25 protein-coding genes are annotated in these 26814 nt (G+C 33.8%); 15 read left to right on the forward strand and 10 right to left on the reverse strand.

The window, feature by feature from the left end; genetic code table 11:
* Nucleotides 1–244 precede the first annotated feature (244 nt).
* Nucleotides 245–1582: an MFS transporter gene (locus VB798_RS23205; RefSeq protein WP_323689626.1), complete on the reverse strand. Its 1338-nt coding sequence runs from the start codon at nucleotides 1580–1582 to the stop codon at nucleotides 245–247.
* 214 nt (nucleotides 1583–1796) lie between these two features.
* On the opposite strand from VB798_RS23205, the gene VB798_RS23210 reads away from it, so the two are divergent.
* A complete protein-coding gene (locus VB798_RS23210) occupies nucleotides 1797–3182 on the forward strand; it encodes a BamA/TamA family outer membrane protein (protein ID WP_323689627.1) in 1386 nt (461 codons plus the stop codon).
* Between the two features lie 160 nt (nucleotides 3183–3342).
* On the opposite strand, the gene VB798_RS23215 is transcribed toward VB798_RS23210, so the two are convergent.
* On the reverse strand, nucleotides 3343–3783 hold the full coding sequence (locus tag VB798_RS23215) for a LytR/AlgR family response regulator transcription factor (protein ID WP_323689628.1): 441 nt from the start codon (nucleotides 3781–3783) through the stop codon (nucleotides 3343–3345).
* A gap of 113 nt (nucleotides 3784–3896) precedes the next feature.
* A complete protein-coding gene (locus VB798_RS23220) occupies nucleotides 3897–4568 on the reverse strand; it encodes a response regulator transcription factor (RefSeq protein WP_323689629.1) in 672 nt (223 codons plus the stop codon).
* A gap of 209 nt (nucleotides 4569–4777) precedes the next feature.
* Here VB798_RS23220 and VB798_RS23225 point away from each other — a divergent pair, with 209 nt between their 5' ends.
* On the forward strand, nucleotides 4778–5350 hold the full coding sequence (locus tag VB798_RS23225; protein WP_323689630.1) for a hypothetical protein: 573 nt from the start codon (nucleotides 4778–4780) through the stop codon (nucleotides 5348–5350).
* A gap of 65 nt (nucleotides 5351–5415) precedes the next feature.
* Here the strand turns inward: VB798_RS23225 and VB798_RS23230 are convergent, their stop codons facing one another.
* Both VB798_RS23230 and VB798_RS23235 read right to left on the reverse strand, forming a co-directional pair.
* Complete coding sequence (locus tag VB798_RS23230) at nucleotides 5416–6480, reverse strand: branched-chain amino acid aminotransferase (protein ID WP_323689631.1); 1065 nt, start codon at nucleotides 6478–6480, stop codon at nucleotides 5416–5418.
* Between the two features lie 196 nt (nucleotides 6481–6676).
* Nucleotides 6677–7225, reverse strand: a complete 549-nt coding sequence (locus VB798_RS23235; RefSeq protein ID WP_323689632.1) for a cob(I)yrinic acid a,c-diamide adenosyltransferase — start codon at nucleotides 7223–7225, stop codon at nucleotides 6677–6679.
* A gap of 259 nt (nucleotides 7226–7484) precedes the next feature.
* On the opposite strand from VB798_RS23235, the gene VB798_RS23240 reads away from it, so the two are divergent.
* Nucleotides 7485–7997 carry a DUF1648 domain-containing protein gene (locus VB798_RS23240; RefSeq protein WP_323689633.1) on the forward strand — a complete coding sequence of 171 codons (513 nt, stop codon included), beginning with the start codon at nucleotides 7485–7487 and terminating at the stop codon, nucleotides 7995–7997.
* Between the two features lie 3 nt (nucleotides 7998–8000).
* The gene (locus VB798_RS23245) at nucleotides 8001–9233 is read left to right on the forward strand and encodes an S-adenosylmethionine:tRNA ribosyltransferase-isomerase (RefSeq protein ID WP_323689634.1); all 1233 of its coding nucleotides are present in this window, start codon (nucleotides 8001–8003) and stop codon (nucleotides 9231–9233) included.
* Between the two features lie 99 nt (nucleotides 9234–9332).
* Here the strand turns inward: VB798_RS23245 and VB798_RS23250 are convergent, their stop codons facing one another.
* Complete coding sequence (locus VB798_RS23250) at nucleotides 9333–10607, reverse strand: replication-associated recombination protein A (RefSeq protein ID WP_323689635.1); 1275 nt, start codon at nucleotides 10605–10607, stop codon at nucleotides 9333–9335.
* Nucleotides 10608–10724: 117 nt separating this feature from the next.
* On the opposite strand from VB798_RS23250, the gene VB798_RS23255 reads away from it, so the two are divergent.
* Complete coding sequence (locus tag VB798_RS23255; protein WP_323689636.1) at nucleotides 10725–11867, forward strand: DEAD/DEAH box helicase; 1143 nt, start codon at nucleotides 10725–10727, stop codon at nucleotides 11865–11867.
* A 347-nt stretch (nucleotides 11868–12214) separates the two neighbouring features.
* On the opposite strand, the gene VB798_RS23260 is transcribed toward VB798_RS23255, so the two are convergent.
* A complete protein-coding gene (locus VB798_RS23260; protein WP_323689637.1) occupies nucleotides 12215–12982 on the reverse strand; it encodes a biotin--[acetyl-CoA-carboxylase] ligase in 768 nt (255 codons plus the stop codon).
* A gap of 114 nt (nucleotides 12983–13096) precedes the next feature.
* On the opposite strand from VB798_RS23260, the gene rsfS reads away from it, so the two are divergent.
* The 4 genes from rsfS (at nucleotide 13097) to VB798_RS23280 (ending at nucleotide 17225) form a co-directional block, all read left to right on the forward strand.
* Complete coding sequence (gene rsfS, locus VB798_RS23265) at nucleotides 13097–13483, forward strand: ribosome silencing factor (protein WP_323689638.1); 387 nt, start codon at nucleotides 13097–13099, stop codon at nucleotides 13481–13483.
* A 180-nt stretch (nucleotides 13484–13663) separates the two neighbouring features.
* Nucleotides 13664–15727, forward strand: a complete 2064-nt coding sequence (ftsH, locus tag VB798_RS23270; RefSeq protein ID WP_323689639.1) for an ATP-dependent zinc metalloprotease FtsH — start codon at nucleotides 13664–13666, stop codon at nucleotides 15725–15727.
* 134 nt (nucleotides 15728–15861) lie between these two features.
* A complete protein-coding gene (locus VB798_RS23275; RefSeq protein WP_323689640.1) occupies nucleotides 15862–16653 on the forward strand; it encodes a UDP-2,3-diacylglucosamine diphosphatase in 792 nt (263 codons plus the stop codon).
* Complete coding sequence (locus VB798_RS23280) at nucleotides 16650–17225, forward strand: GH32 C-terminal domain-containing protein (RefSeq protein WP_323689641.1); 576 nt, start codon at nucleotides 16650–16652, stop codon at nucleotides 17223–17225. The genes VB798_RS23275 and VB798_RS23280 overlap by 4 nt, the downstream gene beginning before the upstream one ends.
* On the opposite strand, the gene VB798_RS23285 is transcribed toward VB798_RS23280, so the two are convergent.
* The 3 genes from VB798_RS23285 to VB798_RS23295 form a co-directional block, all read right to left on the reverse strand.
* A complete protein-coding gene (locus VB798_RS23285; protein WP_323689642.1) occupies nucleotides 17222–17935 on the reverse strand; it encodes a thiamine diphosphokinase in 714 nt (237 codons plus the stop codon). The genes VB798_RS23280 and VB798_RS23285 overlap by 4 nt on opposite strands.
* Before the next feature lie 89 nt (nucleotides 17936–18024).
* Nucleotides 18025–19698 (reverse strand): sodium/sugar symporter, encoded by a 1674-nt coding sequence (locus VB798_RS23290; RefSeq protein WP_323689643.1) that lies wholly within the window; start codon nucleotides 19696–19698, stop codon nucleotides 18025–18027.
* A 341-nt stretch (nucleotides 19699–20039) separates the two neighbouring features.
* Complete coding sequence (locus tag VB798_RS23295) at nucleotides 20040–21593, reverse strand: NFACT RNA binding domain-containing protein (protein ID WP_323689644.1); 1554 nt, start codon at nucleotides 21591–21593, stop codon at nucleotides 20040–20042.
* A gap of 137 nt (nucleotides 21594–21730) precedes the next feature.
* Between VB798_RS23295 and VB798_RS23300 the strand changes: the two genes are divergently transcribed.
* The 6 genes from VB798_RS23300 (at nucleotide 21731) to VB798_RS23325 (ending at nucleotide 26757) form a co-directional block, all read left to right on the forward strand.
* The gene (locus tag VB798_RS23300; protein ID WP_323689645.1) at nucleotides 21731–22093 is read left to right on the forward strand and encodes a BlaI/MecI/CopY family transcriptional regulator; all 363 of its coding nucleotides are present in this window, start codon (nucleotides 21731–21733) and stop codon (nucleotides 22091–22093) included.
* Between the two features lie 31 nt (nucleotides 22094–22124).
* Nucleotides 22125–22409, forward strand: a complete 285-nt coding sequence (locus VB798_RS23305; RefSeq protein ID WP_323689646.1) for a hypothetical protein — start codon at nucleotides 22125–22127, stop codon at nucleotides 22407–22409.
* Nucleotides 22410–22484: 75 nt separating this feature from the next.
* On the forward strand, nucleotides 22485–23528 hold the full coding sequence (locus VB798_RS23310) for a M56 family metallopeptidase (RefSeq protein WP_323689647.1): 1044 nt from the start codon (nucleotides 22485–22487) through the stop codon (nucleotides 23526–23528).
* Nucleotides 23529–23743: 215 nt separating this feature from the next.
* Nucleotides 23744–24436 (forward strand): hypothetical protein, encoded by a 693-nt coding sequence (locus VB798_RS23315; protein ID WP_323689648.1) that lies wholly within the window; start codon nucleotides 23744–23746, stop codon nucleotides 24434–24436.
* 111 nt (nucleotides 24437–24547) lie between these two features.
* A complete protein-coding gene (locus tag VB798_RS23320; RefSeq protein WP_323689649.1) occupies nucleotides 24548–25717 on the forward strand; it encodes a glutathionylspermidine synthase family protein in 1170 nt (389 codons plus the stop codon).
* A gap of 11 nt (nucleotides 25718–25728) precedes the next feature.
* Nucleotides 25729–26757 (forward strand): YheT family hydrolase, encoded by a 1029-nt coding sequence (locus VB798_RS23325; RefSeq protein ID WP_323689650.1) that lies wholly within the window; start codon nucleotides 25729–25731, stop codon nucleotides 26755–26757.
* Nucleotides 26758–26814 lie beyond the last annotated feature (57 nt).

Consider the following 26814-nt stretch of genomic DNA (forward strand, 5'->3'; position numbering starts at 1 on the left):
AATCTCTACAATGAAAAGAAAACTACACTTAATCATGATATATTTCAGCTATATCATCATCCCCTTCAATGGATTTGCGCAAAAACAATTTAGCTATATTGATGGATATTCTATTAATAATCTTCGGTTACTAAAGTTTTTTAATATAAACACACCATTATTTTAAGGGTATTAGTTAATTATAACACATTAAAAAAGCCCAGCATAATGCCGAGTTTTTTTGAATTTTAATCTATATATTGCATTAATGTCCACCGCCACTTGTAGGTATTTCCATTCCTTCTTCTATCTTTCCTGATTTCATGAGCATTGTTGCACCACATGCAATTAATAAAAATATACCTGCAAAAGTAATAGCTTTACCAGAATCATTATCTAAAAAGTGTTCTAATACATATCCAAAAGTAAGGTTTTGAATAATCATTGGAATCACAATCATCATATTAATTATCCCCATATATACACCATAACGTTCTTTAGGTATTTCTGAAATTACCATTAAATATGGAATGCCCATCATACTTGCCCAAGCTACTCCAAAGCCTGTCATTGGTGCAAATAGTAGGTATTTATTTTCAATGTGTGGAAAAAGCATTAGACCAATACCAGCAATAAGCAAACAAATGACATGTACTAATTTGGGAGAATACTTTTTGGCAAGTCCAACTAAAGCAAATGCAGATAGAAAAGTAGCAATATTATACCATCCGTTAACTAAACCTGTCCAACCAACTGCTTCTTCATATAATTGCTTGTCGCCCATTGGAGACGTATGCCAAACAGATTGAGCAATACTCTTAGAGGCATTTTGCCAATAACAAAATAAGGCATACCATTGAAAAAGATATACTAAAGATAATTGCCACATTACTTTGGGCATGTCTTTAATAGCTTCAGATATTTCAATGAACGGTGCAAAAATTCCTCCTTTATGTTGTTGCATAATCATTAATTCTTCAGGACTTGGTGGAATTTCTGGAGTTTTAGACATCGACCAGAGTACTGAACCAATTGAACAAACAGAACCTAAAAAGAATGAGCCAAATACCCAATATGGAATACTTCCATGCTCGCCTGGAATAAATTTTTGAAAAATAAATAATGAAATATTCGCTAAGGTAATCCCTAAACCTGTAAAAAAGCTTTGAGAAAGAAAACCCGTTGCTTGTTGCTCTGCTGGTAGCTTATCTGCAATAAATGCTCTATAAGGCTCCATTGCAGTATTATTTCCTGCATCAAGTATCCATAGTAAGCCAGCAGCCATCCATAGAGAACTACTAAAAGGGTAAATGAATAGTGCAATGCTACAAAGTAACGCTCCAACTAGAAAATAAGGTTTGCGCCTTCCCCAACGTGGATGCCATGTTTTATCGCTCATAGCACCAATAATTGGTTGGATTAAAAGTCCAGTCATTGGACCTGCTAAATTTAAAAGAGGAATTTCATCTGGACTAGCGCCTAAGAAATCGTAAATGGGATTGATAGCACTTTGCTGCAAACCAAAACTATATTGAATGCCAAAAAAACCTACATTCATATTAATGATTTGAGAAAATGATAATCTTGGTTTGATAATATTCATAAATATTGCTTAATAAAAACGGTTAATTTTACTTACAATAATACTAATTAAATTAGAATAATTTATATTTTTCTGAGCTACTTAGCACTAATTGAAGAGTAAATTTTCTTGAGAATCAATATGAACGGTTATTTTAAATTAAGAACTATTTTATGAATGTTGAGAGTGTAAAGAAGAACCTAAATTCTTTAGAATAATTGATTAACTTTGATTTATGCTACTTTTTACTTTCCTTTTTTCCCTGATAAATCCTCATCTAAAACCTATTCAGGTAGATTCATTTGTGGTAGTGAATGAAATTATTCTTCATGGAAATCATAAAACAAAAGAAAATATCATCCTTCGGGAGCTTGATTTTAAAATAGGCGATACTTTATTGAAGAATCAACTTTCAATGCGTTTAGAGTTAAATCGAAGGAAAATTATCAATACTAATTTGTTTGTTTCTGCTGAAATTCAAACAGAAATAAGTAATGAAGGACAATTGAAAATGATGATTAATCTTCAAGAACAATGGTTCATTTTGGGTTATCCAGTTTTTCAATTAGCAGATAGAAATTTTTCGGAATGGTGGAGTCGTGGATATGATTTTAGGCGAACAATTTATGGAATTGATTTGATTCATAGCAATTTTCGAGGAAGAGCTGAAAGATTATCTTTACATCTTGAAAATGGTTTTACTAAAAGAGTAGATTTTAGTTATAGAATTCCCTACATCAACAAAGCTCAGAAGACGGGCTTAGGAATGAGTATTTCGTATATCACTAATAAAAATGTAGCTTTTAGAAGCCTCAATGATACACTTTTTTACTTTCGCAGTAAAGATGAAATCATGAGAGAGCGTTTTTCGGGAGCAATTTTCTTAAAAAAGCGTTTTGCTTTTTACGATAATCATACAATTGAACTGAGGTTTAACCATATTTCAATTGATGATACTATTAGAAAACTTAATCCAAATTATTTGGCAAGTAAAACTAATCAGCAAATTTATGGGCAAATAAGTTATTACTTTAACTATGATTTCAGAGATAACGTTACTTATCCATTAAGAGGTAAACGATATGAATTATTGATTAATAAACTAGGAATTTTACCTAATGACGATATTAATCAATTAGAAATTACTGGAGATTACTCATATTACAAACCATTATCTAAGAAATGGTTTTTGGGAATTAACCTTGAAGGAAAATTATCTTTTCCCAATCGTCAACCATTTTTGAATACTCGTGGTTTGGGTTATGGAGGAGATTTAGTAAGAGGTTACGAGCTTTACGTTGTAGATGGGAGTAAATATTTGTATGTTAGAAATAACCTAAGATATGAGTTGCTAAACAAGAGTTTTTACTTGAAATTTCTTGGAATTAAACAATTCAATAAAATTCCATTAGGTCTGTATCCCAACATTTTTAATGATTATGCTTATGTTGAAAATCGCTTTGCAGCAGAGAATAAAAGTAATCTTGCCAATAAATTGATATATGGTTATGGTGTTGGGCTTGATGTAGTTACTTATTACAATTTAGTGCTTCGTTTTAATTATGCAATTAATAGTAGCAATAAGAAAAATTTTGTATTCAGTATGGGAAGAGAATTTTAGGGTAGCTATAAAAAGACAAAGGAGACGTTAAAAACATCTCCCTGTGCAAATTAATAGTTCTACACCTATTATCTTAAATATTTTTGAAGGTAGGATTTGAAAAACGTGGGGTAACATAAATCACCCCCGTTTCATAAATACCTAACCACTAATTTCTTTTTTAATTTATCCGAAAGTTACCAAAATATCTTCTAGCTTTTTCAATAAAGTCTTTTTTCTTTCTTCTTGAGATTGAAATTTTACATCCATCTCTTAATTGAACGAACATTTCTTCCTTGACATCAAACTGAGCAATATAATTAAGGTTGACTGTAAAAGATTTATGAATCCTTACAAACATTTCGCCGTCTAATTTAGGTAAAAAAATCTTCATTGTTCGTGAAACCAACAATTTTTTTCCATCTGTGAAGTGAAACATTGTATAATTTCCAATTGCTTCAAGATGACTAATGTCTTTCCAAGCTACTATAATATTTTTTTTACATGAAATCGTTAAAATGATATTCGACTCCTTGTTGAAAATAGGGTCTCGTCTAAAACTGAAATCATGACTTAGGTTATTAATTAGATATGAATTGCTTGTTAATGACGGACTTGCCATGATAGTTATTTAGTTTAGGTTGATCCATAAATTTGTTCTATTGCATGGTTGGGTTCTTATTACAAAAGTAGAGTGAAAATTAATTGCTGTCAATCACATGATAGGATGATATATTACACAATTCTTTCATGAATTGCTTTCGCTACAGCTTCTGTTTGTGAGTGAACATGTAATTTATCATATATCTTTTTGATGTGAGAACGTACGGTATCAATACTGATGCTACATTTATCTGCAATCATTTTATAGCTATTCCCCTTTACTAAAAGGTTTAAAATCTCACTTTCTCGTTCTGTTAATTTATAATCATTATTTTCTGTTACTTTCTGTTGAATTGGCAACATTTGTAACACTTTGCGAGCAATGCTAGAGGTCATAGGTGCGCCACCATTATTGGCATCTTGAATGGCTTCAAGAAGTTTGACTGGTGGAGTTCTTTTCAAAAGATAACCAACCGCTCCAGAACAAATAGCTTCGAAGATATTTTCATTGTCTTCAAAAACGGTAAACATTACCACATTCACTTGTGGAGCTAATTGTTTGATGATTTTGAGACCTTTTAAACCATTGGCCACAGGCATATCAATATCCATCAAAACAACATCAGGTTTTAATTCAACTATTTGCTTGGCTACTTGTTCGCAGTTAACAAAAGCGCCTATTAGTTCAAAACCAATTGAACCTGCAAGGAGTACCGAAAGGCTTTCTCGTAAATCAGGATTATCCTCGTAAACTACGATTTTGATAGAAGTTTGAGTCATTGGTTTGATGAAATTTAGAGTCATGATATTGAAGATATTTACCTGAAATGCAAGATTAATTGGGTAGGGAGTAGCATATTTCAATATTAAAATTAATGTAATATTACAAAAAAATAAGTTTAGGTAATATCACATGATTGGGTGATGAAACTTATATCATCAATCTGAATGTGGTAGCTAGTCGGAAAGTTTTCGTATTTTTGTGATAAGAAACCTTAATAAAAATTCATTCCGTGAAAAAAAATAACTTTTACTTTCTTCTCTTTTTTGTTTTGTTAATTGCTTGTCAGGAAAAAAAAGAAAGTACTCAAACAGAAAGCAACGCTTCGGTTAATGTAACAGAGGGTTCGTCTGCTTTAGAAAATTATAGTACAATTTTTCAGGCGATTCTTAAAACCGATGCTGGAATGGCAAGAGGTGTGAAAATTGGTGATAATATTGATACGATTAATGAAACGACATTGCCTTCGGAAACACCAGCAGAAAATGGGAAAAGTTTCACAGAGTATTTTGATGACACAGATTTGAACTTTGCTGATATTCTCTATGTAAAAAGTCCAGAGAATAAAGTAGAAGCTATTACGATTGATGTTTATATTGAACGACAAACTGCTGTGGATAGTTTAATGAATGAGTTCAAAGGCTATTTTGAAACGAAGTATGGCAAAGGAGTAAGCAAAGATAAATCAACCATTTGGCAGTTAGCTGATGGTAATAATAATGTATTGATTCAGAATGTAAGTACAGAAAAAGACCCTGGACTAAAGATTGTTTTCGCTAATAAAGCTGATAAGATTTTACAATAAGTATTGATACAAAAAGAGCCTTCAGATTATCTGAAGGCTCTTTTTGTATCATTAGTATCAGAAAACTATATTTTCATAACCCATCCACGTGTATCAGCTTTTTTACCTAAACGGATATCGTTAATTTCTTCAAATACTCTTTTCGAGAAAGCATCATCTGCACGTTCAGGAAGTTGGTAATCAACGCCTTCAAAGCCGATTGTAGCAATTGGAGCAATCACAGCGGCTGTACCTGCACCAAAAGCTTCGGTTACTTTACCAGCTTTAATACCTTCTACTAATTCTTGAACAGAAAGCTGTCTTTCTTCAATTTTCATTCCCCATTCTTTCGCTACTTGTAAAACTGATTTACGAGTAATTCCATCAAGAATTGTGTCGCCAGTCGGTGCTGTTACTAATGCTCCGTCAATTACGAACAAAAGGTTCATTGTACCTGCTTCTTCCACAAAAGTATGTGTAGCAGCATCAGTCCAAATAATTTGGTCGTAGCCAGCATCCATCGCTAATTTAGTTGGATACAAAGAACCACCATAATTACCAGCATTTTTAGAAAAACCAACACCACCATGCGCTGCACGAATATATTGTGTTTCAACACGTACACGTAGAGGTTTTGAATAATAAGAACCTACAGGGCAGTTGAAAATCATAAACTTATAAGTTTTAGATGGACTTACTCCAACATATTCATCTGTCGAGAACATAAAAGGACGAATGTACATCGAACAACCTTCTTTGGCTGGAATCCACTCAGCATCTAAACGTAAAAGTTGTGAAAGCCCTTCCATGAAAATATCTTCAGGAATTTCTGGAATACACATACGGACAGCAGATTTGTTGAGACGCTTCCAGTTTTCTTCCGGACGGAAAACTAAAATTTCACCCGCAGCATTTTTGTAGGCTTTCATTCCCTCAAAAATTGCTTGTCCGTAATGTAGAGACATCATTGCTGGAGAATATGAAATTGGGCCATAAGGCAAAATTTGTGGCGTTTGCCATTCTCCGTCTTTAAAATCAACCATTAACATGTGGTCGGCAAAAGAACGTCCAAAAACAAGGTTGTCAAAATCAACCGAATCAATCCTAGATTTTTCAATCTGATGGATATCAATCTGCAAAGTATCTGTCATAATTTTAAAATATTATCTGTTATTCTTTAATATTGTTAGCTGTGAGCTACGAGCTTTCAGTCATCAGCTTTCATTTTTTCTCAATAAAGTTTTTAATCTTGTCTCTTTCGTCTTGTTTCCTTAAGTCCCAAGTCTTTTGTCTAAAATCTTGCTTCTTGTCTCTTAAAGTCCTAAAGTCTTCTGGTCTCAAAGAAAGTCAAACTCTCGGTTTCCAAGCTATTTCTTCAACTTCAAGCTCTTTTGCCATTATTCTACATAATACAAAAAGATAGTCGGAAAGTCGATTCAAGTATCTGATTATTAATTCATTTACTGTTGATTCCTCTGCAAGTCGAAGTACAATTCTTTCTGTTCTGCGACAAATAGTTCTAGCCAAATGCCCAAATGAAATTGATTGATGACCGCCCGGTAAAATGAAATATCTCATAGGTTCTAATTCCTTATCCATATTATCCATTTCATTTTCCAATAGCTCAACGTCGCTTTCTAGCAAATCAGGTAAACGTTTTTTACTTTGTTCTGGCTCAGAAGCTAAAATAGAACCAATTGTAAATAATCTATCTTGAATTTCCTTTAAAATATCTTTACGTTTTTCGTTCACTGCTTGGTCACGTACTAAGCCAATGTATGAATTTAATTCATCAACTGTGCCATAAGCCTCAATTCTAAGTGCTGTTTTTGATACTCTTGTTCCTCCAACTAATGAAGTTGTACCTTTATCGCCAGTTTTAGTGTAAATTTTCATACATTTTATTCATATTCAGGGCAATTAATGCCCTGAAATCGTTCATTTTACAAAGCTAAATTTTTTTCAGAAGTTTTACTCATTAAACATGAAAAAAATAATTGTTATGACAACTATTTTTCTTTTGTTATATCTGTCTGAAAAAGGCTCAAGACTCGTCACTTTGGGCTTGTAGCTATTTTATTCTTGATTAATCACTTGTTTCATTAGAAATCCTGCCTTTTGTAGCGTAATTTTGCACCCTGAAACAACAATATCAATGAGTATAGAATTTTTCATTTCCAGAACTTGGCGTTATTTATCAATTTTAGCCTTCGTACTTGTATTATTATTTACTTATCGTGGTTTGCCAGATACCACCGCTGTGCATTTTGGACCGAATGGTAGAGGAGATGGATTTTTACCTAAAAATCAGGTTTTCTATCTTTTTGCTGGAGTAATGTTTGCTTTTAACATTCTTTCTGTTTTGTTAGCAAACAATGTAAAACGTATTCCTTTATTGGCTTTTCAATGGATTCCGAATAAAAAATGGTTGAAAGGTGGTAATCAATTAAATGCTGCAATTGTCAATTGGTTAAACTTTTTGCCTGCTATCGTCAATACTTTTCTTTTACTTATTCTTAGGGCTTTGTTGATTTTGAACGACGAACGTACTTTCCAAACTGATTATACTTATTTGTTAGTAATTGGAATTGTTCTGATGATGGCTTGGATATTTTATTTGCCAATCAAATTGCTTTTTACTAGTCCAAAAATTGAAGAAGAAGAGTAATTGATGAATATTCAAGATTTAAAACTTGCTGATTATACTTATGATTTGCCCGACGAGCGAATTGCAAAATTCCCTTTAGAAAAGCGTGACGAATCTAAACTACAAGTATATCAGCAAGGAAAAATTACCCATACGATTTTTCATAAAATCAACGAGTATTTGCCTAAAAATACATTGTTGGTTTTTAATAATACCAAGGTAATTCCTGCCCGAATTCATTTCCAAAAATCTACTGGAGCAGTCATTCAGATTTTTCTGCTGCATCCTGTCGCACCCACTTCTGTCATTAATTTGGCGATGGAAGTAAACGATACTTGCGTTTGGGAATGTATGATTGGCAATAGAAAGCGTTGGAAAAAAGATGATGTTTTGTCGAAAGTTCTAACAATTTCAGGCGAAAATGTAGAAGTAAAAGCCAGCATCTTTGATTTTGATAGCAACCAAGTACAACTTTCTTGGCGAGTAATTTCTGAAAATGCTGGAAATTTCACACCCAAATTTGTGGATATTATTCAAGCTTTAGGTGAAATTCCTTTGCCTCCTTACTTGAATCGTGAAGCCGAAGTAGCTGATTACGAAACCTACCAAACTGTTTACAGCGAGAAAAAAGGAGCAGTAGCCGCCCCAACGGCAGGTTTACATTTTACAGATGAAGTACTGCAAAATATTTCAAATCAAGGAATTAAAGAAGAATTTATTACACTTCATGTGGGAGCTGGCACGTTTCAGCCCATTAAAGTAGAAAATATTATAGAACACAGAATGCACAACGAGCAAATTGTGTTCACGAAAAAGAATATTGAAATTTTACTCGAAAATATCGGAAATACCATTCCAGTTGGCACAACTTCGATGCGAGCTTTGGAGAGTTTGTATTGGTATGGCGTAAAACTGACGAAGGATTTTTCAAGTACTTTTTTCATTGAAAAATTAGACCCTTATCAAAGTCCTGGTGAATCTTTACCAAGTACTGAACTTGCTTTAAGAACGATTTTAGCAAAGATGGAAGCGACTGGCGAAACCGAAATTACGGGCGAAACTGAAATTTTTATTTTTCCGGGTTATCAATTTAAAATCTGCAAAGGCATTATTACCAATTATCACCAGCCAGAAAGTACTTTAATTTTACTCATCGCCGCACTCATTGGCGAAGATTGGCGAAAAGTGTATGCCGAAGCGATGGCAAACGATTATCGTTTCTTGAGTTACGGTGATTCTTCTTTGTTATTGCCTTGAGTAATTGTGCATAATTAGTTAAGATTTATCGATTACTCAATAAATTGATATTCAGATATTTTAACTCATAATTCAGCATTCACAATTCAGCACTCATACTTAATAGTCATACTCTTCACCCCAATCTTGCCGAAGCTTTTGTTTGATTTTTTCTTCCGCAGGATTCTGTTGTGGCTCAAAAAACTTAGTATTTTTTACTTCTTCGGGTAAAAATTGCTGTTTTACAAAATTACCTTCGTAATTGTGGGCGTACTTGTAGTTTTTTCCATAATCTAATTGCTTCATCAGTTTGGTTGGTGCATTTCTGAGATGTAAGGGAACGGGTAAATTTCCCGTTTCACGTACCATTGCCAAAGCTTGGTCAATTGCCAAATATGCAGAATTACTTTTGGCAGAAGTAGCCAAATAAATCACCGTTTGCGAAAGTACAATGCGAGCTTCGGGCATTCCTACGGCACGAATTGTTTGGAAACAAGTATTTGCCATCAATAGTGCATTTGGGTTTGCCAAACCAATATCTTCCGAAGCCAATATCATTAATCTTCTTCCAATAAATTCAATGTCTTCGCCGCCTTCCAACATTCGGGCGAGCCAATAAACGGCAGCGTTGGGGTCGGAACCACGAATGGATTTGATAAAAGCAGAGATAATATCGTAATGCTGTTCGCCGTCTTTGTCGTAAAGAGCAATATTTTGTTGAAGTTTTTCTACCACCATTTCGTTGGTGATTTCCAAACCTTCGCCCACAGGAATAAAATTGCTGACCAACTCCAAAATATTATATAATTTCCGTCCGTCGCCACCCGAAAACTGTAAAATAGCTTCGTACTCTTTTACAACGATACCACGATTTTTCAGGAAAATATCTTTTTCTAAAGCCTGATTGATTAAGTAAATTAATTCTTCTTTTACCAAAGGTTTCAAAACATAAACCTGACAGCGAGAAAGTAACGCAGAAATTACTTCAAATGAAGGGTTTTCGGTTGTAGCTCCAATCAAAGTAATAATTCCTTTTTCAACGGCACCGAGGAGTGAATCTTGCTGAGATTTTGAAAAACGATGAATTTCATCAATGAATAAAATAGGAGAGGGCGTATCAAAAAACTTTTGTTTTTTCGCCATTTCAATTGTCTCACGAATGTCTTTTACTCCCGCACTTATGGCAGAAAGTACATGAAACGGACGTTTCAAAGTCTGAGCCACAATACTTGCCAAAGTAGTTTTCCCAACGCCCGGAGGCCCCCACAAAATAAAAGAAGGAATTCTGCCAGATTCTACTGCACGACGCAAAACGGCTTTTTCTCCTACTAAATGTTGTTGCCCGACGTACTCATCAAGCGTTTGTGGACGCATTCGTTCGGCTAATGGTTGCATAATTGTATCGTTTATTCAAAAGCAAATATACATTCATTTCAGGACGCTTCTGCAATGCAAAGCTTTGTGGAAAAGAAATCTTATCTTTGTAAGATATTTTCATTCAAAAATAATTACATGACTTTCGCATCACTTGGTTTATCAGAATCTCTTTTAAGAGGCATTACGGCACAAAATTATTCAGAACCTTTCCCGATTCAGCAACAAGCTATTCCTGCAATTTTGGCTGGAAAAGACATTCAAGGAATTGCTCAAACGGGTTCTGGAAAAACGGCGAGTTTTGTGTTGCCGATTTTAGAAATGTTTCAGCGTAAAAGTCCAACAAGAAATTTACATCTGAAAGTATTGATTTTGGTGCCAACTCGTGAATTAGCGATTCAGATTAAAGAAGTAATAGAATCTTTTGCGATTCACTTAAAAAATCCTGTAAAAACGATAGCTGTTTTTGGCGGTGTTCCGCTCAATCAGCAAATGGTGACGCTCAAAAATACCGAAATTTTAGTTGCTACCCCCGGTCGTTTGTTGGATTTAGTATCGACCCAATCTATCAATTTAGCCAGAATTGAAACTTTAGTTTTGGACGAAGCCGACAAAATGTTGGATTTGGGTTTTAAAGATGAAGCCAACAGTATTTTTAAATTACTGCCAAAGAAGCGTCAGAATATTTTGTTTTCGGCAACTTTGGATACTGATTTAGAAACAATCAAAGAAGCGTTGTTGAGTGAACCTGTTAAAATTGAAATTGAACCAGAAGTTCAGAATCTCGACCAAATTAATCAGATAGCTTATGCAGTAAGTCCAGAAAGAAAAGGCCCATTTTTACGATATTTAATCAAAACGCAGGCGATGCAACAAGTATTGATTTTTGTATCTGCCGTAAGAACTGCCGATAATTTGGTGGATAAATTGAAAAAAAATGGCATTAATGTCGCTGCCATTCACAGCAAAAAAACACAAGGAGCAAGAACGGAAGCTTTAAGAAGTTTTAAAGCTGGAAAAACCAATGTTTTGGTAGCTACTGATTTGGCTTCTCGTGGCATTGATATACAGTTTTTACCAGTCGTGATTAATTATGAATTGCCACGCTCGCCCAAAGATTATGTTCACAGAATCGGTAGAACTGGACGTGCTACAAATTCAGGGGATGCTATTTCATTAATTTGTCCAGAAGACCAACACCATTTTCATATCATTCAAAAAAAGATGAAAAGAAAAGTAGAAATTATAAGTACTGAAGAAATTGAACTAGCGAAGTTTTAAGTAATAATTCATAGAATCAATCATCTTATGGGTTGGGTAAAACTTGTGATAATTGCTATTTTACTTATTCCATAAGATAATTGATTTTCAGCTTTTTGAAGAACCTTTAGCAAACGCATTATAAATTAAAATAATTTATTAATGTATATGGTTATTTCAAGATTTTAATTATATTTGATAGATATTTACAAACTAACCACACGTAAAACCCTTAATATGCCATGAATCTCAAATCAATGCTTCGCATTTTGTTTATCAGTTCTCTGGTAATTTTTTTAGGATACATTTTTTTGAAAAGCTTCGATTCATTTGCACATCACGTCTTAAAAAAGCATTAACTGCTTTTGTTAAATTACAAATTCAACTTCTTTAAAGCCAAAGTATTCGATTAAACCATCGGATTCAATTCCTAATTGTCCAGTTTCATCAATCCCAATTATTTTTCCTACAAATAATTGCCCGTTTTTCCTGAAATAATGGAATTCTTCTATTCTAAACAGATTAGACAAATACCTGTTTTTTAGTGTTTCATAATCTCCGTTTTTAATGGTCAAATAATTTTTCTCAATACATTCCAAAAGACTAGAAAGTAAGGCTGCTAAATCATATTTTAGTGGATTTGTCGTTACGTTCCTGAGCGATGTAGCATTTGGTACTGGAAAACTAGCTTGATTAATATTAAGCCCGATACCAATTACTGAATAACCAATTTGATAGCCTTGTAAGGTATTTTCAATTAAGATTCCTCCCATTTTTTGATTTTGGAAATAAATATCGTTTGACCATTTTACTTTTAGGTCTTCGTCTATATATTCCGACAAACAATCTAAAACACCAAGCGATACCGCAACATTGAGTTGAAACTGTTCGCTAGCTTTTAAAAAATTTGGTTTCAGAATTAAAGAAAACGTTAAATTTTCGCCAATAGAGGCTTCCCAAACGTTTCCTCTTTGTCCACGACCAGCCGTTTGATTGTCAGTAATTATGACCATTCCTTCAAAAACGTTTGTACCCGACTGAATTATTTCAGCCGCTATGTCGTTAGTAGAATGACAGACTGGCAGGTATTTAATTGTTTTGCCAGTAAATAATGTATTGGGTTGAATTTTGTACAAGGTTATTTTGTAATTTTAAAGTTCAAATTATTTTTTGTGTTATTAAGTGATGAAGTTATGAGATTTCTCTCTAAACATTGTGACAAACACTTGTGAATTTACAAACAGCAAAGCATGACAGAAGTTAAATTAAAAAAAGAAATTAGTTCACAAGAACTTAGCCAATTGGTGGTGAAAGGGATGCAGGAAAGAAAGGCAACCAATATTGTAGTGATGGATTTAAGAAAAGTGAAAAATGCTTTCACTGATTTTTTTGTCGTTTGTTCTGGTAATTCTGATACACAAATTGATGCTATCTCTGAATCTGTAGATAAAGAAGTATGGGAAGCCACTCGTACAAATCCTAGAAGTATGGAAGGCAAAGCCAACCGAGAATGGATATTGGTAGATTATTATGATGTAGTTGTACACGTATTCAAAAAGGATCGAAGAGAATTTTACAAACTCGAAGAGCTTTGGGGTGATGCTGAATTTACTTATATCGACGATGATGCCGTTTAAAGTAATCATATTCCTTCCATAAATTTATCATACCACTTTTCATGTATAACATAAGTTAGAAACAAAGTTATCCAACCTTGTGTTTTCATTACAGATAATCCAAGTTTACAATTTATCTTGGTAAGTTAATTTACTTATTAGCGTAAACTGTACACTGTTTAAAAGTTAATTATAGAAAAAATGGCAGAAAATAATAGTGAGAATAATAAACCTCAGGGCTTTCCGAAGCGTCGCCCTAATGCTTCTGGAAATGGTTTTCAAGGATGGTTGGTTGTAGGGTTAGTTGTTGCTTTAATCAGTATTTACTTTTTGAGTAAAACGAAAGTTCTAAAACCGATTCAGCAAACTCAGTACGAACAAATGGTGCTGAACCAAGAAATTGCTAAATTATCCATCATCAAAGGAAAAGATATTGTTGAAATAACACTCAAACCTGAGGCTTTACCTAAATATAAAAACGAATTAAGTGACCAACCAAATGCAGTTGTTAATCAAACTGCTGGGCCTCAATTTGAAAAAGAAATTACTTCAATAAATTCTTTTGAAACAGAACTTAACGAATTACAGAAAGATATTCCTCGTGAAAAAAGAGTACACGCTACTACTGAAGAGCATTATGGAATATTTGAATTCTTAGCAGGTCCTGGCTTTTTCATTTTGATGTTTGTTGCCATTTACTTTATGTTCTTCAGAATGGGCGGAACAGGTGGACCTGGCGGTCAGATTTTCAATATCGGTCGTTCAAGAGCTACTTTGTTTGACGGTGAAGCGAAAGTGAAAATTACTTTCAATGATGTTGCTGGTTTGGATGAAGCGAAAGAAGAGATTCAAGAAATTGTAGAATTCTTGAAATTCCCTAAGAAATTCACTGATTTGGGAGGTAAAATTCCTAAAGGTGCATTATTAGTAGGCCCTCCGGGTACTGGTAAAACTTTGTTAGCAAAAGCTGTTGCTGGTGAAGCAGGAGTACCTTTCTTCTCACTTTCAGGGTCAGATTTTGTGGAAATGTTTGTAGGTGTTGGTGCGGCTCGTGTAAGAGATTTGTTCAAACAAGCGAAAGAAAAAGCACCATGTATCATTTTTATTGATGAGATTGATGCGGTAGGTCGTTCTCGTGGTCGTGGTGCGATGCCGGGCTCTAATGACGAACGTGAAAATACTTTAAATTCATTATTAGTTGAAATGGATGGTTTTGCAACAGATTCTGGAATTATCATCATGGCGGCAACAAACCGTCCAGATGTATTAGATTCAGCTTTGTTACGTCCGGGACGTTTCGACCGTCAGATTTCAATAGATAAACCAGATATTATTGGAAGAGAAGCGATTTTCAAAGTACATTTAAAACCTTTGAAATTAGCGGCTGATATTGATCCTAAAGAATTGTCGGCTCAAACGCCAGGTTTTGCAGGTGCTGAAATTGCCAATGTTTGTAACGAAGCTGCTTTAATTGCAGCTCGTCGTAGTAAAACTGCGGTTGATATGAAGGATTTCCAAGAAGCAATGGATAGAGTAATTGGCGGTTTAGAGAAAAAGAACAAATTGATCTCTCCAGAAGAAAAGAAAATTGTTGCTTATCACGAAGCTGGTCATGCTATTGCGGGTTGGTTCTTAGAACACGCAAATCCATTGGTGAAAGTAACTATCGTTCCTCGTGGTGTTGCAGCTTTAGGTTATGCGCAATATTTACCAAAAGAACAATTCTTGTATAGAACAGAGCAATTGATTGATGAAATGTGTGTTACTTTGGGTGGACGTGCCGCTGAAGATATTATTTTCGGTAAAATTTCAACTGGAGCGCAAAACGACTTAGAACGTATCACTAAATTGGCTTACAGCATGGTAACCATTTATGGTATGAATGATAAGCTTGGAAATGTATCGTTCTATGATTCTAAAGGCTCTGAATATAACTTTAATAAACCTTATTCTGAACAAACAGCTCGTGAAATTGATGAGGAAGCTCGTAAAATAATTCAACTTGCTTATGAAAGAACAAAGGCTTTATTGACAGAAAAGAAAGATAAATTAGAAATTTTAGCTCAGGAATTATTAGTGAAAGAAGTACTTTTCCAAAATGATTTAGAGCGTTTGGTGGGTGCTCGTCCTTTCGAACAGTTAACTACTTATCAAGAGTTTACAAGAAATGAAGATAGAAAAGCTGCTGAATTAGAAGCTAAAGGAACTGAAACTACTCCTGAAAAAGAGAGTGAAGAAGCAACGGCAGAAAATGCTGAGAAATAAAGCTTGATTTTCTAAAAACAATAAAAATCCTACTCAGTTACTGGGTAGGATTTTTGTTTGTAAGACAATTGAGGAATCTACTTCAACCTAAACGACTTAGATTTATTGTATATTTGTTTTCTAAATTTGCTTCAATGACTACGATTAATTTACAAGCTGACAAAAAAATATACTTTGCTTCTGATTTTCATTTAGGATATCCAGACCATCAAACGAGTTTAATTCGTGAAAAAAAGATTATCGCTTGGTTGAATAATATTCAAAAAGATGCACAAACCATATTTTTAATGGGTGATTTGTTTGATTTCTGGTTTGAATATGATAATGTAATTCCTAAAGGCTTTGTCAGATTTCAAGGGAAATTGGCAGAATTATCGGATACAGGTATAGAAATTGTGATTTTTAGAGGGAATCACGATATTTGGATTTTTGATTATTTCCAACAAGAAATGGGCATTCAAGTATTAAGAGAGCCCACTGAATACATAGTCAAACAAGCTAATAATAGCACTTCATTTTACTTGGTTCATGGTGATGGCTATGGTCCAGGCGATTATGGCTATAAAAAATTAAAATTAGTTTTTGAAAGTAAGTTTTGCCAATGGGCATTTGGTTGGATTCACCCTCAAGTTGGAATGAAACTAGCGATGGCATGGTCGGACTCTAAAAAAGGGGAAGAACATTTGAAACGTGAATTACAGTTCAGAGGGGAAGGCGAATGGCTTTGGGCTTATGCTAAAGAGATTGAGCAACAAAAGCACCATGATTTTTATGTTTTTGGTCATCGTCATTTGTTGCTAGATTTAAAAGCTGGCGAGAATAGTCGTTATATCAATTTAGGACAGTGGTGTTATGATAATGCAGAAAGTAATCATTATGCCATTTTTGATGGTGTGAATTTTAGTGTAAAACAATTTCAAGGATGAAAATATTAGCGATACTCTTATTGATTAATTGCTCAGTTTTAGGACAAAACATTGCTTTTGATTCGCTGATTCCGAAGCAAACCTATCGATATTTTGAAAAGAAAGATTTTGTTATTTCGAAAGAAGTTCCTTTGAATGGCTCGGAGCTTTTCTCAAAGAATAATTACCTAATAGAAGCAGAGTTACTTTGTAAATCAGCAAGAAATTTTGGTTTTAAAGTAACACAATTGAAAGATAAGAATCAGCCTAAAAAAGTATTAGAGGAGCTACTTTTAGGCTACAATGTACATCAAAAACATCTTTACATTGATAGAATAAAATCTTCAAAACCGTCTGTGAAAGATTTAATTGCGCCTTTAAAATTGGTGAATAAAAGAGTAAAAATGCAGATTATTGTTAGTAAAGATTATGTGCGTTTTTTTGCTAATAATAATGAAGTAATGTTAACTGATTCAATTGCACCAAGCAGTGAAGCAGTGATGTTTTCAATTTTTACTAAACATAGAAAAGTAAAAGTTGAGTCTTTGAAAATTTGGGATTTAGAACAACCAGCACTCAATAAAAATGATTAATCATTACATTCCATCATTAATAAATCACCTGTTTTATAAGTGATTTTGACTAAACCATCTTCTTTTACTTCATTGCTGCTTCCAGTTCTGTAGCCTATTTTTAGGCTATCATCTGATAATTCATACTTTAGGTTTTCGGTACTTATTCCAGTTACATCACCAATTGGAATCAATGAAATGGGTGTTTTGGATGGATACCATTTTTCATAAGTGTTTGGAAGAATAAAAATTTTGGAGTAATCATCAATCACAACAATTTTCAATTGTTCTCTAAATCTAACGATGTTGGTAACATTCGTTATGGTATGGTCTGCTCTTCGTCCTGTTGCCCAAATAACATTCACTGCTGGAAACCCTTTTTCAATCAAATAATCAAAAGCTTTTTCTAAATCTGTTTTGTTTTGGTCGGGCGTATGTACGATTTCAATCGGATATTGTTCTTCTCTGATTTTATCGAGATTAATAGCCCTTTTGATACTTTGTTCATCCAAAAGAGTAAAGTCTGAAGTATTCCTAAGTACATCAAAATCGCCCAACAATACATCTATTTTGATACCTAACTCCAACACACGATTTATGGCAGAATCAAGTACAATAACTAATGGCGACCATTCAAGTAACTGTCCCATAAGTTCAAAACTACAGGCTTCACCGTTGGCAATAATAAGTGCAGGTTCTTGTTGTTCTCTGATAACGTGATGAGATGACATAAAATAAGAATTTGTTTGAAGCACAAATGTAACAAAAAAGGCACTAAGATTACTTAATGCCTTTTTTGCTAAATACAATATCAATTATTTTACCAGAAAGTAGTATAAAGGACTACTAATATTATAAAGATAGCAATTGCGCCAACTGTAAAGCTTTTTGTAGTTTTGAACATTGAAGCATCTACAGCCAAAGCTTTAGGGTTTTCTTTAGTAGATGGGTCTAGTAAACCTAAAATTAACATTACTAGTACGCATATTACAAAAGTAATCGCCATACGGTCAAGGAAAGGAATAATATGTTTGCCTTCTGCATCTAAGAAAGATGTATAGATTGGTGTTTGGTATAAGCCTGTCCAATCTGGAAATTCTTTTAATACTAAAGAGATAACTACTGAACCGATTGTTGCTACCATAGCACCAGCAGAGTTGGCACGTTTCCAGAAGAAACCTAACAAGAATACGGCAAAAATACCCGGAGATACATAACCAGTCATTTCTTGAATAAAGTCGAACCCACCTTTTTTATCAATTCCTAAGAATGGAGAAATGAAAATGGCAAGAATCATCGAAGCTACAATTACAATTCTACCAGTTGTTACTAATTCTTGTTCAGTAGCATCTTTTTTGAAGAATTTTTGGTAAATATCAAGCGTAAAGATTGTTGAGATTGAGTTTGCCTTACCAGCTAAAGAAGCTACAATAGCAGCAGTTAAAGCAGCAAAAGATAAACCTTTTAAACCAACAGGAAGTAAGTTTAATAAAACTGGATAAGCGTGGTCAGGATTTACAGTACCATCTGCCCCTAACATTTCTTTTTGGAATAAACCATTTTGGTATAAAACATAAGCCGCAATACCCGGAATAACTACGATAAGAGGCATTAATAATTTCAAGAAACCTGCGAATAATAACCCTTCACGAGCTACAGGAAGAGAAGCTCCTAATGCACGTTGAGTGATGTATTGGTTACAACCCCAGTAGTTTAAGTTTACAATCCACATACCACCAATTAATACCGCTAAACCTGGAAGAGAAGTATAATTAGGATTATCTTTCTTTAAAATCATGTGGAAATGGTCGTCTGCACGAGTAAACATTTGCTTCATACCTTCTACAGCTCCTACTTCACCAAATTGTTCTGATACCAATGTCAATGCTAAATATGTAGTACAAAGACCGCCTAAGATTAAGAAGAATACCTGAATAACGTCTGTAAAACCAATTACTTTCATACCACCTAATGTGATAATTACGGCAAAAAATGCTAAACCCCACATACAAAGTGTAAAGTCGATTCCAGAAATTGTTGTAATTGCTAAGGCTCCTAAGTATAAGATAGAAGTGAGGTTAACAACCACGTATAGAATCAACCAGAATACAGCCATAATAGTACTTACGGTTGAATTATAACGTTGCTTCAAAAATTGAGGCATGGTGAAAATCTTATTTTTCAAGTAAATAGGCATGAAAAATACTGCGACAATTACAAGAGTTGCGGCTGCCATCCATTCGTAAGCCGAAATCGCTAAGCCCATTTTGAAACCATTACCAGCCATACCAATAAATTGTTCTGCTGAAATGTTTGAAGCAATCATCGATGCCCCAATTGCCCACCAAGTAAGTGAACCTTCGGCAAGGAAGAAATCTGTAGATGATGCTTGTTTTGATTTTTTCTGTTGGTAAATCCAGTAGCCGTAGCCTGCTACAACGATAAAATAGAAGAAGAATACTAGATAGTCAATGGATTGCAGTCCTTTTTGCATTGGGTTTATTTTATTTTTTTGGTTATATATTATTTTTCATCTCCGAAAGATACTGCATTAATTCAAAATTAAATAAATTAAATACTATTAAAAATATTGCAAAAGCTATGCAAAATCCATTAATAAGTATTTAATTAATTGTAAATCAATGAGTTGTCGATTGTTTTAATCATGTCAAATTGACACATTTTATTATACTTTTTTACAATTCTGTATAAAAATAATCTAATTGTTATTTTCTGAAAATATAAGAAAGTGCTTTCTAAAAAGCTGATGAAATGATTAAATAAGTTTATTTCCCTCAAAATTAATATTTTTTGTAAATAAAAAAATACTTTATGCTAAAGTTTTGGCTCAATCATAATAACTTCTTCTTTGTCGATGATTACTTGTCCTTCACCTAAATCCCTAGTTTTTCTTACATATTTTTTAGGAGTAACGATTACTGGACAAAGTGTGTCGTTTTTTCTTTTAGAGTAAAAAGCAGCTAGACCTGCGGCTTTTTCAATGACATTGATTGGGAAATTCCTACCCGCTTGTTTACGAATCACGACATGCGAACCTGCAACATCACGAGCGTGTAACCATAAATCTTCTTTTCGGGCAAAACGCTGTGTCAGTAAATCATTGTTTTTAGCATTGCGTCCAACCAAAATTTCATACCCTTCAAATTGATAACATTTAAACAGTGTTTGTGCTGTTTCTACCGCCTTTTGTGAAGGTTCTAGCTGATTTGCTTTTACGTATTTTCTAAACTCTTTTAAAGTTTCAAAGCTTTCAATGTCTTTAATTTGTTGTTCTATTTCAGCCAAATCCATTTCTTTGGCTTCTACATTTTCCATTAACTTTTCGATTTCAATCTTTTCATTTTTGGATTTTCGATAATAATTCTCAGCACTTTTCTGCGGACTCAAATCTGGCTTTAAACGAATTTTAATTGGCTGGTCACGATAGAAATCATATAATTCAATTACTTCTGTTCTTTCAGGAATTGCATGAAGATTTGCCATGATAATGTTCGCAATTTCATCGTGTTTTACGCCAGTATCTAATCCAGAAAGTTGCTGATAACATTTATCAATATAAGTTTGCGTGCGTGTCTTTCTTTTTTGAAGTGCTTTAATGATTAGCCCTTTTTCTTTATCAATCACATTGATTTTGTTGTGGGCATAATAAAAGGCATTACTGGCTTCGAGTGGGTCAGAAAAAGTATTTAAAATCTCGCCATCTTCATCAATTAAAGATAAAACAGGCTGAAAATCTATTGTTTTTATGTAAAAAGTAGGCGTTTCTAGTTGTTTTAGAATCGACTGAATTTGTTCCCAAGCAACAGTTTCATTATTGTTTTTTGTTAAGAATTTTGTGATTTCTTTGCCGAAAGTAGGGAAGAGTATTTTCCAACCTTTTTCCTGAAAAGCTTCAAAACTTTGGTCTATTGGTCGGTCGAGTTTATCAATTTCTACATTATTATCAATCACCAATTTATTCTGGAACAAATCAATTACTTCGTTTTCTTGAAAAAGAATAATGTTTGAACGATTGCCATACATTTTAAAAAGTAAAACAAAGTTATTTTCAAAATACAAAGCAAAAGCACGCTCGTTTTCAAACTGACGAATGCTCAGTACTTTTAAATCTATGATTTCTTTGAAGAGATTAACAGAATTTCTGCCAGCTCTTTTGAAATCTTTTGGAAAAACTAGACAAGCAAAATCCGGATGAAGAACGCCTTTGATATAAAATTCCTTTTGGTCACGCCATTGTTTGCCTTCGCTACAAAAGCCTAATAGGATTTCGTCTTTTTCTTGAGAAAAACATTCTGCCAACACCAAACCAGTCAGTTCAGTTGAAAGCTTTTTAGATAATTGACGAAGAAAATAATAATTGGTTTGCATAAAATCTTGGAAAGCCGAAGCTTTTTATTGGAGTACAAAGGTAGTTGAATAATGTATTTTAAGATATTAACTGAACAATACGTTAAATAACTTAATATTTAGTTGTAAAACTGAAAAATAAGTTATAAGTTTGATTCATGGAAGAATTAACGAAAACAGAAGAGAAAATCATGCAGGCACTTTGGGAGTTGAAAAGTGCTTTTGTAAAAGATATTATCGAAAAAATGGATGAAGAACCCAAACCTCCATACAATACCATTTCGTCGGTAGTGAGAATTTTAGAGAAGAAAGGTTTTGTTGGCTACAAAGCCTATGGCAAAACTTACGAGTACTTTCCGATAGTTTCTAAGGAAGATTATGCCAAGAAGACCTTCAAAAAAGTATTAAGTAATTATTTCGATAATTCAGCGAGTAGCTTATTGTCTTTTTTGGTTAAAGAAGAGAAAATTTCTTCTGCTGAATTAGAGGCTTTGAAAAACATTATTGATGGAAAAAACTGATAAAATATACTAATTTTTAATCCTATCAACTATGAATTATTTATTAGAATCGAGCATCTCGATGGTGCTTTTGTATGCACTTTACTTTTTTGTATTTAGAAATTTTACTTTCATTCGACTCAATCGAATCTATCTATTGTTGAGCTTAGTTTTCAGTTTGCTCGTTCCAGCATTTACTTGGGAAGTTCAAGAATTGGCTTTTAACGCTAAAGACCTAGCCAACTATGCACGAATTTACTCTTTGAAACAAATAGATGAATTCGGAAAAATTGGCTCAGAAGTAGCAATAAATAAAAACGGAATAGGTTTTAATTGATTTGAATTACTCTTTTCATTTTACTGGTTGGGCTTTGTGCTAATGTCAGGAAGAATAATTGTTTTAATTTTTAAGTTGATAAATCTCAAGAAAGGCTCTTCTCAACCTTATATCTCAAATACTGGAAAATTTGCCAATGCTTCGTTTTTTAACCTGATTTTCATTGATGATTCACACCTAAATGCTGATGAAATCGAACAAATTTTAGCACATGAACGTTGGCATGTTCGTCTCTTTCATTCTTATGATTTACTCTTTGTTGAGCTTGTTAAAATAACTTTTTGGTTTAATCCTATTGTTTGGTTATACCAACGTTCATTAGCGGAAGTGCATGAATATGAAGTAGATATCCGAATGATAGAAAAGTATCATCCCCAGACTTATGCACACTTATTATTGAAACTAGCAGGCTTTCAAGTTTCGCCAATGATGATTCATTCTTTTAGTAGAAAGCCCCTTTCCAACAGAATTCATTTTTTATTTACTAAACAAAAATCAGTGCCTATGAAAAAGTTCGCTTATTTATCCGTTCTGCCCATTTTGGGGCTAATTACGATGGCATTTTCTTTTGAAACTGTTGTCAAGAAATTTCAAGAAAAGCCTAGCAAAAGTATTGAAAGGGCACAAAATAGTGCTTTGAATACCTATCCAGAAGTTAAAGTTACTGACAACAAAGAACTTTACACGATTAGAACTAATGAGAAAAAAGACCAGATTTCAATGACTTTGAGTCCCAGAAAAATTACTCCAGATTTGGTCAATGGAATTGTTGCTGAAGAATTTAAAAGCTATGGCTTTTTGGTGAAAGTAAAAAAAATTGAATACAACGAATCCAAAAAATTGAGTAGAATTGAAATTAGTTTGGAAGAAAATGAAAAAAGTAAGAATGCAAGAGATAAAAAGAAAGTAAAAGTATCAGACTTACCAACGCATTTTAGTTTTAATCTCAGTAAAATGATTAATAAAAATCCTAAAGACTTGGATGCTACGATTGTTCTTTTTGCTGATAAAACCACTGGCGAACATTTTGTAGCAGCGCTTGGTCCACCGCCGCCACCGCCACCACCAATGACATCATTGCCACCAGCACCACCAATGCCAAAGAAGATTAAAAAATAAACACGGAAGCTTGATAGTTTTATCTATCAGGCTTTTTTGCTTCAAATAAAGTATTTGGGTTTTGTCAAGAAAAATCTTCTTCAATCCACCTCATCTTTTACCGTTCCCCAAAATAAAATACCATTCTTCCTAAGTATTTTCTTATTGCAAAAATCCAGAATATCTTTGATGGACAAACCAAAATTTCACGATTTTTAAATCGTTATTCAAAAACAATGACACCTTTACGCAAAAGTTCATTTATTCGAAAAGTCAAAGACATTACTGTTAGTAGTACTTTGGCTTTGGCTGTTTTGGGAAATACTGTGATGCTTCAAAGTTGTGGAAGTTCTAATCAAGATGATGAGGGCGACTATGAGGAAGTGGAAGTTTATACCAAAGGAGTAAAAACGTATATCACAGAGACTTCTAAAGGGGTATTCAAAATTACAGATGAAGTAGAAGTACCAGCGGATAGTTCTAAAGCAATTGTTACTTATTTGGATGGAAAAAAAGATACCCTTTCTCCAAGAGCAGTAAAAGCCTTGATTGATAATGAAATTGCCACAAATCAAACGCAAATTGGTCAAAGTAATAATTTGTCGAATGCTTTGTTGTATGGCGGAATGGGTTATTTATTAGCAAAAACTTTAAGCCCGACTTACTCAAATTATCGCCCAGATATGTCGAATAATTTTAGTTCGTCAAATTCTTCCTATAGCAGTACAAAGCAAGACAGTTCAAGAAGAAGACACCATGTTGGATATTATGGAGGAGGAATAGGTCGTTATTATGCTACAGCAAGTGCTTTTCAAAAATCTAGTACGATTCACGAAAACATCGGAAGTTCACGAACAATTACTTCTCGCCCAATTTCAGGAAGAAGTGGTTTCTTTCATAGTTCAAGTCATGGTGGTTATCATGGATAGGCTTTGAACTGTCAGCTATCAGTATTTAGATTTTGTTTTCAGAGAAAAATACATTTTTACCATATTAAAAAAAGCTGATAGCTCACTGCTGACAGCTCATAGCTATTTACAATGAATCTCAAAAAATTAAATATATCACCTACACAAACGCTACAAAATGTTGGTTGGGATTGGATGCTTGGCGAAAATACTTTGCCGTACGTTACCGACGAGATGATTATAGTTTCTGAAAAAGAAGCCGAACAATACTATGAAGCCGTAAATCAATTATACGAAATGTACATTGAAGCAGCGCAATATGTTGTTGAAAATGAGCTTTTTGCTGAATTAGGTATTCCTGCAAATCTAATCAAATTAGTAAAGTATTCTTGGGAAAATGATAATCATTGGCATTTGTACGGACGCTTTGATTTGAGTGGAGGTTTAGATGGAAAACCAATAAAATTGATAGAATTCAATGCCGATACGGCTACTTGTATTCCAGAAACGGCTGTTGTTCAATGGGCTTCTTTAAAAGCAAATGGTTTAGATGAAAGTTCACAATTTAATACTTTGTATGAAGCTTTAGTTGAACAATTGAAAGAGGTAAAACGTCAAAACCCAGTGCTTTCACCTACTTTATTGATTTCAACGATGGAAGGTTTTCCAGAAGATGATACCAATATGAAAGTATTGGGAGAAGCGGCTTTGGAAGCAGGTTTTGAAGTAGCTTATGAAAATATTGAAAATGTAGAGTTTTCACCAGTGGAAGGAATTTTCAAGCAAAATGAAAGCGACGGGAGATTTACTCGTTTCGATTTTTGGTTTAAGCTAGTGCCTTGGGAATACATTGGTTGGGATGAACCTGAATTGGCTGATATTCTTACCAAACTGGTTTACGATAATAAAGTAATTGTATTAAATCCCGCCTATACGTTATTGTTTCAGTCGAAAGGGCTTTTGAGTATTTTATGGAAATTATTTCCGAATCATCCTTTGTTGTTAGAAACAGCTAGAAAACCTTTGGCGAATAAAACTTGTGTACAAAAAGTACTTTTTGGAAGAGAAGGAGCTAACGTGAAAATACTTTCGAAAGATGGTGCTACAATTGATGCAAAAGAAGGAGAATATTTTGAACAAGAAGCCGTTTATCAAGAATATACCGAATTTTTGAGCGACCGTGCGGGCAATTTTTATCAAGCAGGTGTTTTTTTTGCTGGCGAAGCATGTGGTCTAGGTTTTAGAAAAGGTGGAAAAATCATCGACAATACAGCCCAATTTTGTGGGCATATTGTTGTATAAATATTAGAAATATGCCCATTATTCAAACGTCTTACAGAACTTCACATATCTGGAAAGATGCACATTTTTCAACAATATATCCAAGTACGCTTAGAAAAGTAACTGGAATTCAATACGAACGTGAACGATTAGAACTGTGGGATGGAGACTTTTTAGATTTAGATTGGTCGAAGGCAGGTGCTATTAATAAGAAAGCAAAATCAAAAAAGAAAGAGGAAACAAAAGTTGATGAAGTGGTTCAGCCTAGCAAGTCTTTAGCGATACTTTCACATGGATTTTTAGGAAACACTACAAGACCATACTTATTAGGAGGAGCAAAAGCTTTTAATTCAATTGGCTGGGACGTTCTGGCATGGAATCATAGAGGGTTGAGTGGAGAAAAAAACCGCTTAGAGCGAATGACAATTCATGGTGGAAGCGATGAATTAGAAGCCGTCGTAAATCATGCTTTAACGAAAGATAATTACGAAGAAATTGTGTTGGTGGGTTACAGTAAAGGCGCAAATATTTCCTTGAAATATGCAGGTGAAAAAGGAGAGGAGATTCCCGATAAAGTAAAAAAAGTAATAGCAATTTCTTGTCCAACAGATTTACAAGGAAGTGTAAATGCAATGGGAAAAACTGGCTTTTATGCTGAAAGATTTAAAAGTAAATTGTTGAAATTTTTGAAAAATCGTTGGGAATTGATTGATAACCAAATTTTTAGAGAATTTGATAAATATAAGTACTTAGACGATTTTACGAACAATTATATCGCTCCATTACATGGAATGAAAGATGCTGAAGAGTATTATGAACAATGTGCCGCAGCGCCTTATGTTCCTAAAATCAGGATTCCAGCTTTTATTTTAAATGCCAAAAATGATCCTGTTTTATCTGAAAGCTGTGCGATGTTAGATGTCGCTAAAAACTCAGATTATATTTTTTCGGAATATCCAAATTATGGTGGACATTGTGGTTTTTATGCTTCAAATCCCGAAGGTTTATATTACGGAGATAAAAGAATGTTGGAGTTTGTGCAGGATAAAATTACTGTTTAGCTTTTTAGCTCTGAGCCATGAGCTTTTAATATTAGAAAAACTCATAGCTCAAGGCTC

Source organism: Arcicella lustrica, from assembly GCF_034930985.1.
Taxonomy (GTDB): domain Bacteria; phylum Bacteroidota; class Bacteroidia; order Cytophagales; family Spirosomataceae; genus Arcicella; species Arcicella lustrica.

Coding starts and splice junctions, on each gene's coding strand:
- VB798_RS23315 (WP_323689648.1), top strand. CDS start 23,744: ATGACACCTTTACGCAAAAGTTCATTTATTCGAAAAGTCAAAGACATT.
- VB798_RS23305 (WP_323689646.1), top strand. CDS start 22,125: ATGAATTATTTATTAGAATCGAGCATCTCGATGGTGCTTTTGTATGCA.
- ftsH (WP_323689639.1), top strand. CDS start 13,664: ATGGCAGAAAATAATAGTGAGAATAATAAACCTCAGGGCTTTCCGAAG.
- VB798_RS23295 (WP_323689644.1), bottom strand. CDS start 21,593: ATGCAAACCAATTATTATTTTCTTCGTCAATTATCTAAAAAGCTTTCA.
- VB798_RS23230 (WP_323689631.1), bottom strand. CDS start 6,480: ATGACAGATACTTTGCAGATTGATATCCATCAGATTGAAAAATCTAGG.
- VB798_RS23275 (WP_323689640.1), top strand. CDS start 15,862: ATGACTACGATTAATTTACAAGCTGACAAAAAAATATACTTTGCTTCT.
- VB798_RS23290 (WP_323689643.1), bottom strand. CDS start 19,698: ATGCAAAAAGGACTGCAATCCATTGACTATCTAGTATTCTTCTTCTAT.
- VB798_RS23210 (WP_323689627.1), top strand. CDS start 1,797: ATGCTACTTTTTACTTTCCTTTTTTCCCTGATAAATCCTCATCTAAAA.
- VB798_RS23240 (WP_323689633.1), top strand. CDS start 7,485: ATGAGTATAGAATTTTTCATTTCCAGAACTTGGCGTTATTTATCAATT.
- VB798_RS23215 (WP_323689628.1), bottom strand. CDS start 3,783: ATGGCAAGTCCGTCATTAACAAGCAATTCATATCTAATTAATAACCTA.
- rsfS (WP_323689638.1), top strand. CDS start 13,097: ATGACAGAAGTTAAATTAAAAAAAGAAATTAGTTCACAAGAACTTAGC.
- VB798_RS23205 (WP_323689626.1), bottom strand. CDS start 1,582: ATGAATATTATCAAACCAAGATTATCATTTTCTCAAATCATTAATATG.
- VB798_RS23325 (WP_323689650.1), top strand. CDS start 25,729: ATGCCCATTATTCAAACGTCTTACAGAACTTCACATATCTGGAAAGAT.
- VB798_RS23300 (WP_323689645.1), top strand. CDS start 21,731: ATGGAAGAATTAACGAAAACAGAAGAGAAAATCATGCAGGCACTTTGG.
- VB798_RS23220 (WP_323689629.1), bottom strand. CDS start 4,568: ATGACTCTAAATTTCATCAAACCAATGACTCAAACTTCTATCAAAATC.
- VB798_RS23250 (WP_323689635.1), bottom strand. CDS start 10,607: ATGCAACCATTAGCCGAACGAATGCGTCCACAAACGCTTGATGAGTAC.
- VB798_RS23285 (WP_323689642.1), bottom strand. CDS start 17,935: ATGTCATCTCATCACGTTATCAGAGAACAACAAGAACCTGCACTTATT.
- VB798_RS23280 (WP_323689641.1), top strand. CDS start 16,650: ATGAAAATATTAGCGATACTCTTATTGATTAATTGCTCAGTTTTAGGA.
- VB798_RS23245 (WP_323689634.1), top strand. CDS start 8,001: ATGAATATTCAAGATTTAAAACTTGCTGATTATACTTATGATTTGCCC.
- VB798_RS23235 (WP_323689632.1), bottom strand. CDS start 7,225: ATGAAAATTTACACTAAAACTGGCGATAAAGGTACAACTTCATTAGTT.
- VB798_RS23320 (WP_323689649.1), top strand. CDS start 24,548: ATGAATCTCAAAAAATTAAATATATCACCTACACAAACGCTACAAAAT.
- VB798_RS23255 (WP_323689636.1), top strand. CDS start 10,725: ATGACTTTCGCATCACTTGGTTTATCAGAATCTCTTTTAAGAGGCATT.